An 18,284-nucleotide genomic window follows, 5' to 3' on the forward strand; every position below is an offset into this window, starting at 1 on the left:
AGCAGCGCGAGAATCGACGGAAATGCCCCGTTTCCGCGCGCTTGCAGCGATCCAACAACCAACAACCGTGTTTCAGCCACGCGCTTGCAGCGATTGAGCACGGGTCTTTCCTCACTTCGTGCTGCTCTGATTCATGGAGCCAGGTGGCGCATTGGTGATGTGCTGGCGAACGTATTTCAGGAACGTCTCATATCGAAAAGGGATACGGCCGGTTTCGCGCATGTACTCCCAGATGATCTTGAGCGCGTAGCCGGCCTCCATCGCTTCCTTCACGTCCGCGCGTGCCGCCATGAAAGCGGCCAGGTAGTCCCTGCGCTTGATCTGCGAGGTCTGCTGCTGAAGAGCGAGCCGTGCGGCCAACTCGGCGGGGTAACTGCTTTCTGTCGTCGCCATGTCCGTAAACCTCCGTTATCAACTGAACTACTCCGAAGGTTACGGAGTGCCGGCCTGCACAACATTCCAATAATTGTCCGAAATGGTTGACATGGAGCCGTTGACACGGGCACGCCTATAGAAACAGGGATGGCAACCCATTCAGCACGGAAGGTTGGACGCCAAGAGGGAGAGGCCGAGAGAATCTACCGCCGCTCGGCCCCTCAAGTGTCAATGAGTGGATCGCGTCGTCAGAGCTGGCGATGGGGCCCTCGGCGCATGGTCGGATGTGGCGATGGTCGACCGTGAGCCGATCTTGGCCAGCCTCGCCGGAAATGGCGATGCTGCAGCTCGATGTGTGCGCGAAAGCAGGTTTGGCCTCATGTCGCTGTCGCGGCCGGGCACCGAATGGCACTGTTGTATGTTGTAGCGCGCTACAACATACAACATACAACGCCAGTCATTGACACTTGAGGGGCACAGCGTTTTAGCCGCTAAAAAGACCAACCGGAGCTGACCACCCTTCTGGCGTAAAACTCAACGGCCGAAGGCCGATGATCGGCAAGGGCTTGGCGTCGCCCAAGGGCGGCGGCAAGTGCCGCGCCTAGTGGATGATCTTGGAAGATCATGGATGGAATTCACGGACTAGCCGCAAGACCGCACCGTTGCTGTGTTTTTCAGCTTTGGCCGGGGAACGTTGCTACGGGTGAAGGGGAGCGTTGCTACGGAGGTTGGGGAACGTTACTACGGGCTTTGGCCTGCCGATTTCCCACTTCCCTGCCGCATACTCGCTCACCTTCCAGCCCACGGCGGCCAGCTCGGCCAGAGCCTTGCGAGCCTTCTGGCGGCGCTTCTTCATGGCCTCGGCGTTCGCCTCGTCCGGCCAGACGTAACCAGAAAGAGTATCCAGCTCCACGCGCCCAGCTTTCCCCGGGTCGATCCAGCCGCATAGACGCTGGTGAATCAAGCGGGCCGGGTCGGTTTGTAACGACCGCACCTCGGCCATGTCGATGCGGGTATGCGGGCGCCTTCCAAGAATCGCCTCCGTAATCTGAGGGTTCAGCGCGACGAATAGCCGCCCATCTTCCTCATCGAAGTCATGGCTCATCAGGTGAAAAGACTTGTGCTTGAGCCCCTTGGTAACCATCACGGTCACGTTTGTCATGCGCAGCAAGCACGCCTTGATCGCCCTGATGTTGTCGCCGCCATCGGTCAAACCGATCTCGCCTAGCAGACTGGTCATGCTCTCGCGCACGACAAGCGCATCCTGCCTTACCGCATCGAACTTCGGTTCAAGAAGTAGACGGAGCTGCTTAGGCAAGTCCCCTGATGGCTCTGGCGTCAAGATGATGCCCTTCGGCCCTCCAAGAGCCACAAGACCTTGCAGCAGGCGCATGTCATCAGCACCAAGGGGCTCGAAGCCGACGAACCGCGCTTGTGCATTCTCGGCGTAGTGATACGTCACATCCAGCTTGAGCTTCTTCCGTTCACCGCGCTTGAGACTGCGAAACAAGCCGGGAACCAAGCAGTGCATTGGATCGTGCCTGGCATGGGTGAGGTCAAAAGCCATCGCCTCGCCTCCGGCCATCACGTCCCTTTTCTTCATTCCTGCTGGCCTCATTCAGCTCCACCGGCACCAGAACGCCGCCCGCGTGCCGCATGTACCAGCGATCAAGCGGCGTAGCGTCGTAGTTCTGCTTGCTAACGCCGAAACGCACGAAGTAGCCGCGCCGCTCATTGCCGATGGGCTGCCGATCATGAGCGCGGTCGCTGAGGCGCTTGGCCTCGTCCTCAGTCATGCGGGCGACGTAGCCGCACCATCTGGCGTTGTCGATCAGCGCGGACGCGCCGCGCGCGGCCTGCTGCTGGTCGGTCTGCCCTTCGCGGGCGCTTCCCTTGCTGACGTGGTGCAAGTAGAGCACGGATGCGCCTGTGGTAGCCGCTACCTGCTCCAGCACGGCCACGAGGTGGGCCATGTTGCCGTTGCTGTTCTCATCGAGGGCGTGAATGCGGCTCAGGGTGTCCAGCACGATCAGCCGCGCCCCGGCGCTGTACTCGATGACGCGGCGCAAGTGGGCATCGTCCATGATGTTCAGACGCTTGCCCATGATCGGCTCAACCGCAAGGTTCTCTGCGATGGCTTGGCGTGCTGCGGGTCCGAGGTGCTGACCGATAGCGTGAATGCGCCGTACGAGCGCGGGCGGCGGGTCTTCCCCGGCCAGATAGACTACGCGCCCGGCGTGCGCGGGGGCGAGGCCAACGAGATCGCCACCGGCAACGCTGCATGCGATGCTCATGGCCGCTTCCAGCGCCCAGAAGCTCTTGCCCGTGGCTCCCGGAGCGACGAGCGCACCGACTGTTCCCGCGAGGAAGCCCGGCCATATGAAGTCCAGCACCGGCGGTTCGCACTCGAACGCCGCCAGTACGTCAATCGCCACGACTCAGTTCCCCGTTCCGTATAGGGACTCGTCGCTCAACACCTCGGCGATCTGCGAGGTTCGGAAGTAGACGCGCCGGCCGATTTTCAAGCGAGCCTTGTTGATTCGCCCCGCCCATTCGCTCGCCGTGCGCAAGCTGACCCGCAGGCCATCCGGTGATCGATCCAGGACAGAGGCGAGCTGCGCCATGCTCAGTAGTGGGCCGAAGCGTTGCAGCAGCGTGTCTTCTATCGTCATTGCGTAAACCTCCGTTATCAACTGAATTGCTACGAAGGTTAGGCGTCATTAGAGTTGCCAACATCCCTTTTGTTGTCCAAAATGGTTGACATGAAAAATGTGTCAACCACCATCATTTCCAAGGGCTGCGATCCCACTGTCGCGGAAGCTATCAAGCAGTTCCATGATCGGTGGCAGCCCTACTCCGCATCGTCGCGGCAACACCCCATCGTTCGGCTGATAGAAGAACTGATCGACCCCGCCGTGGTCACGTATACGGAAAAGCTTCCACTGCGCTACGTGGGCCACATCCCCGGAGCAGGGACAGGGGTGGGCCTGAGCGGGATCATTCGATTGATCGGGTTTGATGCGATGGTTCGCTTGCAACGGGAGCTGCTACGGAAGTTCATCCGCCAGGAGGACTGCGCAAGCACAAGGGACAAACGATTTACAGCAACTCTCGAATCGCTGTTTGAGCTGATATGGGCCTGCGCCTGCAAGCAACCGGTGGAATCTCCAATACGAGGCTCGGATGGCAAACCACGCGGCTTGAATGGAAGACGCCGGCAAGGATTTTGTCGGTTTTGCGGAGAGCTTACCGCCCTAGCTTCGTTTGCAGGCGATGAATCTCAATTGCGCGGAGCCGCTGACACACTTCGCTTGAGCAGCCTGTACTGTGCGGCGCATCAGCCCAAGTTGCTGAACGGCGCGGGAAACCCTACCTATAGACAAGCAAAACGATCTATCGCTCAGTTTGATCTCGAATTGGCCCGACTTAGTCAGCAATGCGCGAAGCGATCCAACCCCCATGCGGCGGCATCCGGCGACAAACTGGTTGATAACTACTTCTTTCACTACATGCTAGGTCAAACCTTGCAGCCTGCCGACATGGCTGAGCTACGCAACCTGGCACGATTGATGGTGGACTCGAAGCTGTCAGACACCAAGAAGAAGATTTTGATGCTCCAGTATTCCGGGCTAAATCAGTCAGAGATTGCAGAGCAGCTTTCGAGCAACGATCAACGGCCGCTGACGCGCCAAGCAGTATCTAAAACCCTTAAGGCACTGGCATCCATCCCTGCAACGTTTCACCTGAAGAAGCAATAGAGACGCCCATTTCCTGCCCCGCCACATGTCAACCAAAGTGGGCAATCATTAGGCCGACCTGATCCGAATTACCGGGCACCATCAGGCACGTGTTCGCAAGTGACTGAAAGAGGCTAGGGGATGCAGGCAACGACAAGTAAGACGCTCATCAATCGCAAGAAGCTGCTGGCGATGATCCCACTATCTGAGCGCACGATTTTCAACATGGAGCAGCGCGGGGAGTTCCCGCGCCGGATCGCACTCACTAGCCGAAACGTCGCCTGGGACTTGGCAGAGGTCGAGGAATGGATCGAGGCGCGCAAGTCATCGGGCACTCAGGCCGTGCGTCCCGGCTTCACCCAGTCGGTCGCAGCCGCCGCTTTTTAGCCGCTAAAACGCCGCGCCCCTCAAAGGTCAAAACACCCGAGGCCATGCCTCAATGCTCGGGCGGCGCTATCTAATCTGCCCTCGCCTGACTTACGCCTTCGGCCGTTTCAGTGTCCATTCGTCGATCATGTCCGCCCAGTCCTGCAACATCGCCGTGCGCTGCTCGCGGTACTCGGCTTTGTTGTAGACGGCCCTGACGCCCTTCTGCTCGTGTGCTAGGCACTTCTCGATCCAGTCCGTGTTGTAGCCGGCCTCATGCAGCAACGTGCTGGCCGTTCGCCGCAAGTCATGTGGGCCGAACTTGGCGAGCGACTTCCCTTCCTTCTGCGCCAGTCGATACGTCAAAGTCAGCACCTGGTTAAGCGTGGCGCTGCTCATGGGCAAGTCCGAGTCATACCGTGACGGCAGCACATAGTCCGATCCGCCGGCAAAGGTTTTCAAGGCAATGAAGATGTCCAACGCCTGGCGGGACAGAAACACCAGGTGGGGATTGCGCCGCTTCATCCGCTCTTTCGGGATCGTCCAAAGCGCGTCGCTAAAATTGATCTCGCTCCAGGTAGCGTTGGTCAGCTCACTCTTGCGCACCATCGTCAGCAGCAACAGCTTGGCCGCCGCCCGGATGGATGGCGTCGTGCCGATGCGCTCCATGTACTGATACATCAGGCCGATCTCGTCGGGCGTCAGCGCACGGTCGCGCGGCTCGAACCTGGCGATGCTCGTCGGGCGCACCAGCTCTGCCGGGTTCTCGACCTTCTGGCCGCGCTCGATGGCCCAGCGAAAAACCTGTAACACCACCTCGCGGACATGCACTGCGGTTGCCGGTGCGCCGCGCTCCACGATGGCATCGGTCAGCGCGCGCAAGTCCTCGTGGGTGATCTCCGCCAGCTTCTGATTGCCGAATTTCGGCTTCAGCTCGCGCTCGTAAACGGAGCGGCGCATGTCACGGGTGGAATCGGCCATCTGGTAGCCACGCAGCCACTTTTCCGCCCAGGCCCCGAACGTCTCCGCGTCCTTGACGCGGGCCTTGTCACGCGCCTTTTCCTTGGCCGGCGACTTTCCGGCCGCGATCATCTTCTTGGCCTCGCCCAGCCGCTCACGGGCTTCCGCAAGGGTGATGCCGCCGACACCGTAGCGGCCGAAGGTGATGGTCTCCTGTCGGCCGTGGATCGAGTAGTTGTAGCGGAACGAGATCGCCCCGGCAGGCGTGACGGCCACATAGAGGCCGTCGCGGTCGTTTTCCTTGTAGAGCTTGTCCCTCGGCTTGAGGTTACGCAGCTTGGTATCGGTCAGCATGGTTCTCGCCCTGGTTCGGCTCAAATACCATGACCTAGAGTCAGCCCATCCTGTCGTAAAAACTCAATGAAATCATTGAATTACGTCAGATCAATACCATGACAACTAGAAAGACGGCTGCATGGTATTGATGGAACATCATGGCATCGAAGCATTCAATGCCATCCATCATGCCATGAAAAAGTAGTGCTTGGCGATGCCAAAGATTGCCAGTCGGTGCCGGACGAAATCACAAAAAAATCCGCATTTACGCGGGCTTAGGTGTGTTCTGGTGCTACTCGGTGCCAGTCGATGCCAGACGCCCAATCACTCCCACTCGATCGTCGCCGGCGGCTTGCCGGAGATGTCGTAGACCACGCGCGACACACCACGCAGTTCGTTGATGATGCGGTTGCTAACGGTGCCGAGGAAGTCGTACGGCAGGTGCGCCCAATGCGCGGTCATGAAGTCGATGGTCTCCACCGCGCGCAGCGCGATCACCCATTCGTAGGCGCGGGCGTCGCCGACCACGCCGACCGACTTCACCGGCAGGAACACGGCGAAGGCCTGGCTGGTCTTGTCGTACAGGTCGGCCTTGCGCAGTTCGTCTATGAAGATCGCGTCGGCCTTGGCCAGCAACTCGGCGTACTCGCGCTTCACCTCGCCCAGAATGCGTACGCCCAGGCCGGGGCCCGGGAACGGGTGGCGATACACCATGGTGCGCGGCAGGCCGAGTTCCACGCCAAGGCGACGCACCTCGTCCTTGAACAATTCGCGCAACGGCTCGACCAGGCCCAGCTTCATGTGCTCGGGCAAGCCACCGACGTTATGGTGGCTCTTGATCACGTGCGCCTTGCCGGTCTTGCTGCCGGCCGACTCGATCACGTCCGGATAGATCGTGCCCTGCGCCAGCCACTTGGCATTGGCCAGCTTGTTGGATTCTTCGTCGAAGATCTCCACGAACAGGTTGCCGATGATCTTGCGCTTGGCTTCCGGGTCGCTGACGCCTTCCAGCTTGGCGAAATAACGGTCGGCGGCGTTGACGCGAATCACCTTGACGCCCATGTGCTCGGCGAACATCGCCATCACCTGGTCGCCTTCCTGCCAACGCAGCAAGCCGGTATCGACGAACACGCAGGTCAGCTTGTCGCCGATCGCCTTGTGCAGCAGCGCGGCCACCACCGACGAATCGACGCCGCCGGACAACCCAAGAATCACTTCATCGTCGCCCACCTGTTCGCGCACGCGCGCGATCTGGTCCTCGATGATGTTGGCCGCGGTCCACAGCGTCTGGCAGCCGCAGACATCCACCACGAAGCGGCGCAGCAAGGTCTGGCCCTGCAAGGTATGCGTCACCTCAGGATGGAACTGCACGCCGTACCAACGCTTGGCTTCGTTGGACATGGCCGCCACCGGGATGCGGTCGGTCGTGGCGGTGATGGTGAAGCCCGGTGGCACCTGCGACACGTGGTCGCCGTGACTCATCCATACATTCAGGCGCGAGGCGCCGGCGTGGTCGGTGAGGCCGGAGAACAAGGCATCTGCCGCCACCACGTCCACTTCGGCATGGCCGAATTCGCGTTGATCCGCTGCCTCGGTCGCACCACCCAATTGCGCGGCGAGGGTCTGCATGCCGTAGCAGATACCGAACACCGGCAGGCCGCTATCGAACACTTCCTGCGGCGCCACCGGTGCGCCCGGCAACGTGGTCGACTCCGGGCCGCCGGACAGGATGATGCCCTTGGCACCGAAACCGGCAATCTCCGACGGATCGTGATCCCACGCCCAGATCTCGCAGTAGACCCCGATCTCGCGAATACGCCGCGCAATCAGCTGGGTGTACTGCGCACCGAAATCGAGGATGAGGATCTTGTCGGTATGGATGTTGGTCATTGAGAGCCGGGAATCGAGAATCGGGATGAGGGAATCGCAACAGCAAACGCAGCGCCGACCGCTATCGGATGAGGAGGCGGCGGGCTCTTACGATTCCCGATTCGCGATTCCCCATTCCCGGTTACCCGGCGCGATAGTTCGGCGGCTCTTTGGTGATCTGCACGTCGTGCACGTGGCTTTCGCGCTGGCCGGCGCCGGTGATCTTGACGAACTTGGGCTTGGTCCGCATGTCTTCGATGGTGGCGCAGCCCACATAGCCCATGGTCGCGCGCAGGCCACCGATGAGCTGATGGATGATGCCGCCGACCGGCCCGCGATACGGCACGCGGCCCTCGATGCCTTCGGGAACCAGCTTGTCGGCATCGGAGGCATCCTGGAAGTAGCGGTCCTTGGACCCCTTTTCCATCGCACCCAGGCTACCCATGCCGCGGTAGCTCTTGTAGCTGCGGCCCTGGAACAGTTCGACCTCGCCCGGCGCTTCTTCGGTACCGGCCAACAGGCCGCCGACCATCACCGTCGAGGCACCGGCCACCAGCGCCTTGCCGATGTCGCCGGAATAGCGGATGCCGCCATCGGCAATCAAAGGGATGCGGTCCTGCAGCGCTTCGGCCACCATGTCCACCGCAGTGATCTGCGGCACGCCCACGCCGGCAACCACTCGCGTGGTGCAGATCGAACCCGGGCCCACGCCGACCTTGACCGCGTCCGCACCGGCATCCATCAACGCCAATGCCGCATCGCCGGTGACGATGTTGCCGCCGATCACCTGCAGCTGCGGATAGGTCTTCTTGACCCACGCCACGCGATCGATCACGCCCTGCGAATGGCCATGCGCGGTATCGACAATCACCACGTCCACGCCGGCTGCGGCAAGCAGCTCGATGCGCTGCTCGGTATCGCCGCCCACGCCCACCGCCGCGCCCACCAGCAAACGCTTGGCGCTGTCCTTGGCGGCATTGGGGTTGTCGGTCTTCTTCTGGATGTCCTTGACCGTGATCAGGCCGCGCAGCTCGAAGCTGTCGTTGACCACCAGGACCTTTTCGATCCGGTTGCGATGCAGCAGCTCGAGCACTTCCTCATCGCTGGCGCCTTCGCGCACGGTAATCAGGCGGTCCTTCTTGGTCATGATGTGGCGGACCGGATCGTCGAGCTTCTTTTCGAAGCGCATGTCGCGGCTGGTGACGATACCGACCAGTTCGCTGCCATCCACCACCGGCACGCCGGAGATGTTGCGCGCGCGCGTCAGTGCCAGCACTTCGCCGATGGTCGTGTCCGGGCTGACGGTGAACGGCTCGGTGATCACGCCGGACTCGAACTTCTTGACCCGAGCCACTTCGCCGGCTTGCTGCTGCGGGGTCAGGTTCTTGTGGATGATGCCGATGCCGCCCAGCTGGGCCATGGCCACCGCAAGACGGTGTTCGGTCACTGTGTCCATTGCCGCCGACAGAATCGGCAGTTTCAGGCGCAGGTCGCGCGTCAGCCGGGTTTCCAGGCTGACGTCCTTGGGCAGGACGATCGAATGAGCGGGGACGAGCGAAACGTCGTCGTAGGTGAGAGCTTCAGCCTGGATGCGTAGCATCGGCGGACCCGAGTTTTGGGGAAGCGCGGCATTTTAACGCATTGGAGCCGGGATTGGGGAGTCGGGATTCGCAACGGCGGGCCCTGCACCGTTCGCCGTTCGCTTGTTTGTCAGGATGCCGATGGCCGGCCGATCTCGGATGCAATCCGGATGGGCCGACGCGTGCGCGTGGCCGCTGCGGTTAACCAATCCCCAATCCCGAATCCCCACTCCCGGCGGCATCGGCGGCCTCGATGGTGTTCTGCATCAGCGTTGCCACGGTCATTGGCCCTACCCCGCCCGGCACCGGGGTGATCCAGGCCGCGCGCTGCGCGGCGGCGTCGAAGCCGACGTCGCCCACCAGGCGGCCATCATCGAGCCGGTTGATGCCGACATCGATCACCACCGCGCCCGGCTTGACCCATTCGCCCGGAATCAGGCCCGGGCGGCCCACCGCCACCACCAGGATGTCGGCATTGCGCACGCTCGCTTCCAGCACATCGGGCGGGGTGAATTTGTGGCAACTGGTGACCGTGCAGCCGGCGATCAATAGCTCCAACCCCATCGGCCGGCCCACGTGGTTGCTCACCCCCACGATGGTGGCATTGCGGCCGCGCACCGGTTGGTCGGTATGCCCGAGCAAGGTCACGATGCCGCGCGGCGTGCACGGGCGTAGCCCGAATTCGCGCAAGGCCAGATGCCCGACATTCTGCGGATGGAATCCGTCCACGTCCTTGCGCGGGTCGATGCGCTGAATCAGCCGGTTGGCATCGGGGATGCCCGGCAGCGGCAGCTGGATCAGAATGCCGTGGATCTTGGGGTCGGCATTGAGCTCATCGATCAGCGACGCCAGCTGGGCTTCGCTGGTGCCCTGCGGCAGGTCGTAATCGAAGGCTTCGATGCCGACCTTCTCGGCCGCGCGCCGCTTGTTGCGCACATACACCGACGATGCCGGATCGCCACCGACCAGCACCACCGCCAGCCCGGGTCGCGCCTTGCCGGCGGCCAGCCGCGCATCCACCCGCAGCTTCAATCCGTCGAGCAATTCCTCGGCAATGCGGCGACCATCGAGAAGGCGGGCCGAAGCGGAGGCAGCTGGCGCAGAAGCGGTCATGGGGCGTCAGGTGTAGAGTCGAAGGCCGTCTATTGTCCCCGATTCCGCCATGACCGACACCACCTCACGCACCGATTCAAGCACCACTTCGATCGAAGCGGCAGCATTTCGCCGTCTCTTGCAGCATCTCAATCAGGACCGCACCGATGTGCAGAACATCGACCTGATGATTCTCGCCGGCTTCTGCCGCAATTGCCTGGGCGACTGGTACCGCGAAGCGGCCGAAGCGCAAGGCCAGGCCATGACCAAGGAACAGGCGCGCGAAGCCATTTACGGCATGCCATTTGCCCAGTGGAAACAGCAGCATCAGAAAGACGCCACGCCCGAGCAGTTGGAAGCCTTCGCCGCCGCCCAGCGCAAGCATGGCTAGTAGGCATCGGTGAGCGCGCCTGCCAGAACGTCCCGTCAATCTTTGGCGGGATGTGGGCGCACTGAGGAGCCGGAGCGCCCGAGCGATCCGTACCGCATCGAGCAGGGGTGGCGCACCCGACGCCTGCGCAGGCGTGTGTGCCCGCTCCTGGCGGCCAACAAGACCTAGTGAGCAGTCGTCCAATCGCGGCTATCGCGCCGGACGACTGGCGCACCGCATCGCGCACTGGCCATGCCGCGGAGCGCCTGCGCAGCGGTTTGTGGGCCGCCCTTAGTCGCGCGTCTGTGTCTCTGCTGGCTCAGCCTGCGGCACCGCATCGGGATTCAACGTGCGGCTGCCGCGACGCGGCCGCGTGAACGGCGTGGGCCGGGGCGCGGTCGGCACGGTGTTGCCATACATCAGCTTGGCTCCGGCGCGTGCATCGCCGGCAGCAATCTCCAGTTCGAAACGCTCGGCATCGCGGCGGCGGATCTGACGCGAAATCATGCCGGCTTCGTCCTCGTCCACCCCCAGCTCCACCAGCGCCACTTTGCCGAAGAGCACCGCCGACTCGAAGGTCTCGCGGATCTGGTAATCCACTCCCGCAGCGACCAACTGCAGCGAATGCTGGCGGTCGTACGAACGCACCAGCAGCTTGGCATGCGGGAACTCGCGCGTTGCCAGCTCGACGATGCGATTGGCCGCCTCCTGGTTGTCGACGCACACCGCAATCGCACGTGCGCTGTGCGCGCCGGAGGCGTGCAACACATCGAGCCGGGTGCCGTCGCCGTAGTAGATCTTGAAACCAAATTCTTCCGCGCTCTGGATCATCTCGATGTCGTTATCGATGATGGTCACATCCACGTCGCGCGCCAGCAGCGACTGACTGGCCACCTGTCCAAAGCGCCCGAAGCCGATGATCAACACGCTGCCGGTCTGGCCAATGGCTGCTTCCACGCCATCCAGCGAGACCGCCGCCGCCGGCGTCAGCCGCCGTTGCAGCAGCACGAACAATGGCGTCAGTGCCATCGACAACACCACGATCGCGGTCAGGCTGGCATTGACCTGGGCATCGATGACGCCGGATGCCGACGCGGCGGCAAACAGCACGAATGCGAATTCGCCGCCTTGCGCCATCAACACACCACGGTCCAGCGCCTGGCGATGGTCGCTGCGCATCAGCCGCGCCACCGCATAGATGCACACGCCCTTGCCCACCATCAGGGCCAGCACGCCCACCACGATCAGGCGCCAGTCCGCCGCCACCACGCGCAAGTCCAGGCTCATGCCGACACCGAGAAAAAACAGCCCCAGCAGGATGCCGCGAAAAGGTTCGATATCCGCTTCGATCTGATGCCGGAACGTGGACTCGGACAACAGCACGCCGGCCAGGAACGCCCCCATCGCCATCGACAGCCCGCCCACCTGCATCAACAGCGCGGCGCCCAGCACCACCAGCAATGCCGCTGCCGTCATCACCTCGCGCGCCTTGGATGCGGCCAGGATGCGGAACAAGGGATTGAGCAGCCAACGCCCGGCCGCCAGCAAGCCGACGATGCAGGCCAGACCGATGCCGATTCCCTGCCAACGCTGCGATGCCGCCTGCGGGTCGCCGCTGGCTCCCATCCAGGCCACGATCGCCAGCAACGGCACGATCAACAGGTCTTCGAACAGCAGGATCGCCACGATCTTCTGCCCCGGCGGCAAGGCGACGTCGCCACGCTCTGCCAAGAGCTGCATCACCACGGCAGTGGATGTCAGCACGAAACCGGACGCCGCCACGAAGGCCACCGGTAGCGCAAAGCCGAGCAACATGCCGACGCCGGTCAACACCAGCGCGCAGACCGCGATCTGCAGCGTGCCGAGTCCGAAGATTTCCTTGCGCAAACTCCACAGGTGCGAGGGGCGCATTTCCAGCCCGATCACGAACAGAAACATCACCACGCCCAACTCGGCCACATGCAGGATGGCTTGCGGCTCGTTGAACAGGCCCAACCCGAACGGACCAATTGCCAGTCCCGCCGCCAGATAACCCAACACCGAGCCCAGGCCCAGACGACGGAACAACGGGATTGCCACCACGGCAGCGCCGAGCAGCACTACCACGTTGATCAGCTCACTGGATTCGGCAGGTTGGCTCATGCCCGGATTCTAGCGGCACTTGCGCGGCCCCAGCCTGCATCAGGGTGCGCATCTTCGTCCCCGCTTGGGCTTGCCAAGCCGAGCTCTGCCGGCGCGGCAAAGCATACGGCAAGCCCCTAAACGACGAACGACGCCAGCTGGCGTCGTTCGTGGAAACAGCGATCAGGCAACACTCAGCCGCGCGCGTCGGCCTGGGCCAGTGCATTGCGCAGGATTTCCTTCGCTGGGCCGCCATGCTTTTCGTGCTCAAGCGCGAAATGCACGGTGGCTTCGATCAGGCCGATGTGCGCGCCGCAATCGAAACGGCGACCTTCGAAACGGAAGGCATCGACTTGCTCTTCCTTCAGCAACTCGGCAATCGCATCAGTGAGCTGGATTTCGCCGCCCGCGCCTGCACCGGTGGCTTCGAGCAGGTCGAAGATCTTGGGGCTCAGCACGTAACGACCGACCACGGCCAGATTGCTTGGCGCGACTTCCGGCTTGGGCTTTTCGACGATCGCGTTGATGCGGCCCTTGCGGCCGTCGAACGCGTCGGTGGAAACGATGCCGTAGCTGGCGGTCTTGTCGTGCGGCACGTCTTCCACGGCGATCACGCTGCCGCCCGAGGCCTCGGCCACATTGGCCATCTGGGTCAGCGCAGCATCGCCGCGGTTCCACATCAGATCGTCCGGCAGCAACACCGCGAACGGCTCGTCACCGACAACGGCCTTGGCACACAACACCGCATGGCCCAGGCCAAGCGCCTCTGCCTGCGTGACAAAAATGGCGCGGACGCCCTCGGGCAATGCATGGCGCACCAGCTCCAGCTGCTCCAGCTTGCCTGCGCGCTCCAGCTTCTGCTCGAGCTCATAGGCTTTGTCGAAGTAGTCGGCAATGGAGTGCTTGTAGCGGTTGGTAACGAAGATCAGCGTATCGCAACCAGCCTGGATGGCTTCGTCGACGGCGTACTGGATCAATGGCTTGTCGATGATTGGCAGCATTTCTTTCGGCACTGTCTTGGTTGCCGGAAGAAAGCGGGTCCCAAGACCTGCGACGGGGAATACGGCCTTGCGAATACGCTGGCTCATTACAGTCTTCTGACCTCACGTGCGGGGAATGGAACGACCGTATCAGATCGCGCGTCGACTTTCCGTCGAGCAGCCGCGAAATCCGGCATCAGGCTGCCCAATACAGTCTCCATCGCGTTGATGTCATAGCGGTTAACGGCCTCGCGCAAGCGCGTCACCAGCTGCAGCACCTGCTCATGCGAGAACTCGCGCACACCGGCTTCCAGAATCTTGGGATGCGCGGTGGGACGATAGTCTTCGTCGGAATAGAACAGCGTCTCATGCAGCTTCTCGCCCGGCCGCAGGCCGGTATAGAGAATCGCCACGTCCTTGCCCGGCTGCTTGCCGGCCAGACGGATCATCTGCTCGGCAAGCAAGCGAATCGGCACCGGCTCGCCCATGTCCAGCGTATAGATCGCACCATGCGATGCAGATGCAGCCGCCTGGATGACCAACTGGCAGGCTTCGGGGATGGTCATGAAGTAACGCGTGACATCCGGATGCGTCACGGTCACCGGCCCGCCCTGGCGGATCTGTTCGCGGAACAACGGCACCACGCTGCCGGCCGAATCCAGCACGTTGCCGAAGCGCACGGTGATGAAGCGCGTCGGCGCATCGCGCGCGTCAAGGCTCTGGCAGATCATTTCTGCATAGCGCTTGCTTGCGCCCAGCACATTGACCGGCTCGACCGCCTTGTCGGTGGAAATGAAGACGAACGTCTCGATACGTGCCCGCTGGCAGGCGCGCGCCACGTTCTCGGTCGCCAGCACGTTGTTGCGCACCGCCTCGCGCAACTGCTCTTCCAGCAACGGCACCTGCTTGTACGCAGCCGCATGGAAGACCGCGTCCGGCGTGGCAGTGTTCAACGCATGCGCCACGACCGCCGGGTCGCCGCAATCGCCTAACACGCGCACCACTTCGATATCCGGAAACAGCCGGCGCAGATCCGAGTCGATGGTCAGTAGCGCCAGCTCGTCGATTTCCAGCAGCACGATCCGGCGCGCGCCATGGCGTGCGCACTGGCGGCAGACTTCCGAACCGATCGAACCGCCGGCGCCGGTCACCATCACGGTCTTGTTGGTCAGCCAGTCGCGGATCAGGCGCCAATCGGGCGTGACCGGCTTGCGGTTGAGCAGGTCCTCGATCGCGACCTCCTTCAACTCGCCCGGCAAGGAGCGCCCCTCCAGCACGTTGATCAACTTGGGCACCATGCGGAACGGCAGGCCGGTGCTTTCGCAAATCGCCACCACGCGCTGCATGCCGGAGGCATCCAGCGATGGGATCGCGATCACCAGCAATTTGGCAGCGGTCTCTTTGGCGATCGCGGCGGCCTGGTCCAGATTGCCCAGCACATTGAGGCCCTGGATCTTGGCGCCATGCAGGTTACTGGCATCGTCCAGATAGCCGATCGGCACAAACGCGCCGGTACGGCGAAGATCGCGCACCAACCCTTCGGCGGCGCGCCCGGCGCCGAGGATCAGCACGCGCTGCCCCGCATCACCGGAATGCGCGATCTGGTAGTCCTTCCAAGCGCGATACAGCAGACGCGGCGTACCCAGCATGGCCGACAACGCAAATGGATAGACCACCAGCACCGACAGCGGCACGCCATCCAGACGGTCGTACGCCAACGCCAGCACGATCGCGACCAATCCGAGAAAACTCGACTTGAAGATGTTCCACAGGTCCGGCACCGAGGCGAAGCGCCACAACCCGCGATACAACCCCATCTTCCAGAACACCAGGGCCTGCGCCACCAACACCACCGCGGTGCGCCAGTCCCACAGCGGCAGATCCGGCGCGTCGCGTAGCATCGAATAGCGGCCGGCATGCAGGAGCTGCCAGCACACCCACACCATCAGCAGATCATGTACCACGACCGCTATCTGCGGCAGGGCCTTGGTCAAACGGTCACGCCAGGAAATCATAAAAGTCCATTAGTCAGGAATTGCGCAATCCATCGCGCAGAAAATGCCAGATTGCAGTGGTGCCCATGCCCCATGCCAGCGCGCCGGACACCTGCAGCCAGAACGGATCATGACGGATTAACAGGTACAAGCAGACGGCAATGAGGCTGAAAGCGAAATAAACGCACGTTACCGGAACGTGCGTCTCAAGACGACGCGCCAGACGTTGATAGACGTGCTGGGCATGCGGTTCCCACCAGCGTTGCCCAGAAAGCATGCGAGCAAGCAGTGTGAAGCCGGCGTCTACAACAAAGACCGTCAACGGGAACCAGCTGATCCACCAGCTCACCTGACCACCCGCTACGTTCAGCGCCAATAGCGCCGCCAGTACATAGCCGAGCGCACCGCTGCCGCCATCGCCCATGAAGATGCGTGCGCGTGGGAAATTGAACGGCACAAACCCAAGGCACGCCGCTGCAACCGCCAGACCTGCCCACGACCAACCGGCAGGCGCTACCAGCGAGAATCCGAGCGCGGCCAACGCCGCCTGGGTGCTGGCCAGCCCATTGATGCCATCCATGAAATTCCAGACATTGATCAATACCACGGACGCAGCGGCAGTCAGCAATCCATCCCACACGCTGCCCGTGTCATGCCAAACCAAGGCGCCCAATGCCGCCGAAGCGGCCAGGTGAATCGAAAACCGCAGCCTTGCCGAAAGCGGACGATGATCGTCCCACCACCCTACGCCGGCCACGGCGATCAGGCCCGCTGCGAACCAGCAGACCGTCAGCCGCGACGTCGGCCACAGCGCGCAAGCTGCAACGCAGCCCAGCAAGATCGCCGCCACAATTGCCATACCTCCGCCGCGCGGGGTAGCGACCACGTGGCTACGCCGTTCACCGGGATGATCGAGCAGGCGGCGGTGCAAGGCATAGCGCCGCAGCCCCCAGGTCCCCAGTGCCGCGACCAGCAGGTGCAGCGCGCACCACAGCCACGCCATCAGACCACCGCGTAGTTCAACAGCGGTTTGACCGTACCCCATTCCTTGCAGCTCGGGCATTGCCAATGATGCGTCTTGGCACCGAAGCCGCAGCGCGTGCATCGGTAGCTCGGATTGCGCACTAGCAATTGGTCGGTGATGTGCTTGAGGTCCTGCAAGGTGCCGACCGGGTCGCTTCCCTCGGCCAGGGTGAGATCGATCAACGCCGACTCACCACGCACCGACGGCCGATCCTTGAGCTGGCGGCCAAGATAGGCCAGCGCAGGCGCGACGCCATCCTGGGCTTCCATCAACTGGGTCAGCGCCAGCACCGGAGCGATGCCGCGATAGTGCTCGGTCATCTCCGACAGGAAGTTGCGCGCCCCAGCGATATCGCCGACCCGTCGATACGCGGCCATCAATGCAGGAATGATCTCGGGCAGGTATTCCGGATCATGCCGGGCCGCCCGTTCGAAAGCGCGCACTGCCGCTTCGTCGTGACCGCGCTCGGCTTCGATGCGCCCTTCCAGAATGCCGGCGCGCACGGAGGTGCCATCGGCCTGGTAGGCACGTGCGATGGCTTGTAGCGCATCGTCGGTCTTGCCCAGGCCGCGATAGCGATCAGCCAGTTCGCATTCGAATTGCGAGATCAGTTTGCCCATCGGCTCGCCGGTCACTTCTTCATAGCGGGTGGCGTTGTCGATCGCCTTTTCCCAATCGCGCTCGGCCTGATAGATGCCGATCAGATGGCGCAGCGCCTGCGGCGCACGCTGGTCCAGTTGCGCCAACTCGGTAAAGACCGTTTCGGCACGATCCAGCAGACCCGACTTCATGTAGTCCTCGCCGAGCGCCAGCAGAGCCTGGACGCGCTGCTGATCGGTCAGGTCGCCACGCTGCACCAGGCCCTGGTGCAGGCGGATCGCACGGTCCACTTCACCACGGCGACGGAACAGATGCCCCAACGCGACCTGGGTCTCGAAGGTTTCCTTATCCAGTTCGGCGATATGCAAGAACAGCTCGATCGCCTTGTCCGGCTGCTCGTTGAGCAGATAGTTCAACCCACGGAAATAAGTACTGGAAAGACGACTGACCTGCGTGTCGCCATGGCGTTGGCCGCCACGACGGCCCACGATCCAGCCACCTAGCGCAGCCAGCGGCACGAACAGGAAGAACCAGATCCACTCGGTCAGAAAGTCCATACGTCGTTACAGTCCATCGATGGGGCGCGGCTCGACGGTCGCAGGCGTGACAGGCCTGGCGTCGGCGCGACTGACCGCAACAGCCTTGTTGGCCTGGCGCAGTTTGGAATAGAGGGGAATGACCACACTGACCAGCACCATGCCGGCACCGATCAACACACCGACCAGCAGCGCGACGATGATCGCGACGCCTGAACTGGTATGCACGCTGGAGAACAGGAAGTCGAGCGTGACGTCCTGGGAATTGACCGCACCGATGATCAGACCGACCAACAGGAAGGCCAACATCACCAGCAAGCGAAGCACCTTCATGGCGAGACTCC

Annotated in this window: 17 protein-coding genes; 3 read left to right on the forward strand and 14 right to left on the reverse strand. The window is 62.5% G+C overall.

Translation table 11 applies throughout. The annotated features are described in order from the left end of the window. Positions 1-111: 111 nt before the first annotated feature. The 4 genes from ACCQ07_RS11660 to ACCQ07_RS11675 form a co-directional block, all read right to left on the reverse strand. Entirely contained in the window at positions 112-393 is a 282-nt protein-coding gene (locus ACCQ07_RS11660; RefSeq protein WP_023596217.1) for a TraK family protein, read from the reverse strand. A gap of 679 nt (positions 394-1,072) precedes the next feature. Next, positions 1,073-1,978 carry a replication protein C, IncQ-type gene (repC, locus tag ACCQ07_RS11665; protein ID WP_425477258.1) on the reverse strand — a complete coding sequence of 302 codons (906 nt, stop codon included), beginning with the start codon at positions 1,976-1,978 and terminating at the stop codon, positions 1,073-1,075. Beyond that, on the reverse strand, positions 1,932-2,810 hold the full coding sequence (locus ACCQ07_RS11670; RefSeq protein ID WP_023596219.1) for a helicase RepA family protein: 879 nt from the start codon (positions 2,808-2,810) through the stop codon (positions 1,932-1,934). The genes repC and ACCQ07_RS11670 overlap by 47 nt, the downstream gene beginning before the upstream one ends. A 3-nt stretch (positions 2,811-2,813) precedes the next feature. Beyond that, positions 2,814-3,047, reverse strand: coding sequence for an SPRY domain-containing protein (locus ACCQ07_RS11675; RefSeq protein WP_031627275.1), 234 nt, complete (start codon positions 3,045-3,047; stop codon positions 2,814-2,816). Between the two features lie 81 nt (positions 3,048-3,128). Here ACCQ07_RS11675 and ACCQ07_RS11680 point away from each other — a divergent pair, with 81 nt between their 5' ends. Together ACCQ07_RS11680 and ACCQ07_RS11685 are read left to right on the forward strand one after the other, a co-directional pair. Then, positions 3,129-4,133 (forward strand): hypothetical protein, encoded by a 1,005-nt coding sequence (locus tag ACCQ07_RS11680; protein ID WP_031627276.1) that lies wholly within the window; start codon positions 3,129-3,131, stop codon positions 4,131-4,133. 120 nt (positions 4,134-4,253) lie between these two features. Next, complete coding sequence (locus tag ACCQ07_RS11685) at positions 4,254-4,499, forward strand: helix-turn-helix transcriptional regulator (protein ID WP_023596221.1); 246 nt, start codon at positions 4,254-4,256, stop codon at positions 4,497-4,499. Between the two features lie 90 nt (positions 4,500-4,589). On the opposite strand, the gene ACCQ07_RS11690 is transcribed toward ACCQ07_RS11685, so the two are convergent. From ACCQ07_RS11690 to folD, 4 genes are all read right to left on the reverse strand, one after another. Further along, positions 4,590-5,792: a tyrosine-type recombinase/integrase gene (locus tag ACCQ07_RS11690; RefSeq protein ID WP_031627277.1), complete on the reverse strand. Its 1,203-nt coding sequence runs from the start codon at positions 5,790-5,792 to the stop codon at positions 4,590-4,592. A 306-nt stretch (positions 5,793-6,098) separates the two neighbouring features. Then, complete coding sequence (guaA, locus tag ACCQ07_RS11695) at positions 6,099-7,664, reverse strand: glutamine-hydrolyzing GMP synthase (RefSeq protein WP_014090311.1); 1,566 nt, start codon at positions 7,662-7,664, stop codon at positions 6,099-6,101. Positions 7,665-7,785: 121 nt separating this feature from the next. Continuing rightward, positions 7,786-9,243, reverse strand: a complete 1,458-nt coding sequence (gene guaB / locus ACCQ07_RS11700; protein ID WP_008572372.1) for an IMP dehydrogenase — start codon at positions 9,241-9,243, stop codon at positions 7,786-7,788. A 181-nt stretch (positions 9,244-9,424) separates the two neighbouring features. Further along, positions 9,425-10,336, reverse strand: a complete 912-nt coding sequence (gene folD, locus ACCQ07_RS11705; RefSeq protein ID WP_008572374.1) for a bifunctional methylenetetrahydrofolate dehydrogenase/methenyltetrahydrofolate cyclohydrolase FolD — start codon at positions 10,334-10,336, stop codon at positions 9,425-9,427. 49 nt (positions 10,337-10,385) lie between these two features. Here folD and ACCQ07_RS11710 point away from each other — a divergent pair, with 49 nt between their 5' ends. Beyond that, a complete protein-coding gene (locus tag ACCQ07_RS11710; RefSeq protein ID WP_014090312.1) occupies positions 10,386-10,706 on the forward strand; it encodes a DUF1244 domain-containing protein in 321 nt (106 codons plus the stop codon). Between the two features lie 270 nt (positions 10,707-10,976). Here the strand turns inward: ACCQ07_RS11710 and ACCQ07_RS11715 are convergent, their stop codons facing one another. The 6 genes from ACCQ07_RS11715 to ACCQ07_RS11740 all read right to left on the reverse strand — a co-directional run bounded on the left by ACCQ07_RS11715 (position 10,977) and on the right by ACCQ07_RS11740 (position 18,273). After that, a complete protein-coding gene (locus ACCQ07_RS11715) occupies positions 10,977-12,827 on the reverse strand; it encodes a monovalent cation:proton antiporter-2 (CPA2) family protein (RefSeq protein WP_372363349.1) in 1,851 nt (616 codons plus the stop codon). 173 nt (positions 12,828-13,000) lie between these two features. After that, the gene (galU, locus tag ACCQ07_RS11720; RefSeq protein ID WP_008572379.1) at positions 13,001-13,894 is read right to left on the reverse strand and encodes a UTP--glucose-1-phosphate uridylyltransferase GalU; all 894 of its coding nucleotides are present in this window, start codon (positions 13,892-13,894) and stop codon (positions 13,001-13,003) included. Next, on the reverse strand, positions 13,894-15,801 hold the full coding sequence (locus ACCQ07_RS11725; RefSeq protein WP_372363350.1) for a polysaccharide biosynthesis protein: 1,908 nt from the start codon (positions 15,799-15,801) through the stop codon (positions 13,894-13,896). The genes galU and ACCQ07_RS11725 overlap by 1 nt, the downstream gene beginning before the upstream one ends. Before the next feature lie 13 nt (positions 15,802-15,814). Next, the gene (locus tag ACCQ07_RS11730) at positions 15,815-16,783 is read right to left on the reverse strand and encodes an MraY family glycosyltransferase (RefSeq protein ID WP_071117387.1); all 969 of its coding nucleotides are present in this window, start codon (positions 16,781-16,783) and stop codon (positions 15,815-15,817) included. Further along, positions 16,783-17,961: a lipopolysaccharide assembly protein LapB gene (gene lapB / locus ACCQ07_RS11735; RefSeq protein ID WP_003489647.1), complete on the reverse strand. Its 1,179-nt coding sequence runs from the start codon at positions 17,959-17,961 to the stop codon at positions 16,783-16,785. The genes ACCQ07_RS11730 and lapB overlap by 1 nt, the downstream gene beginning before the upstream one ends. A gap of 6 nt (positions 17,962-17,967) precedes the next feature. Beyond that, the gene (locus ACCQ07_RS11740; RefSeq protein WP_003489650.1) at positions 17,968-18,273 is read right to left on the reverse strand and encodes a lipopolysaccharide assembly protein LapA domain-containing protein; all 306 of its coding nucleotides are present in this window, start codon (positions 18,271-18,273) and stop codon (positions 17,968-17,970) included. Between the last annotated feature and the right edge of the window lie 11 nt (positions 18,274-18,284).

This window comes from Xanthomonas sp. NCPPB 3583 (assembly GCF_041475715.2).
In the GTDB taxonomy this organism is placed as follows: domain Bacteria; phylum Pseudomonadota; class Gammaproteobacteria; order Xanthomonadales; family Xanthomonadaceae; genus Xanthomonas; species Xanthomonas euvesicatoria.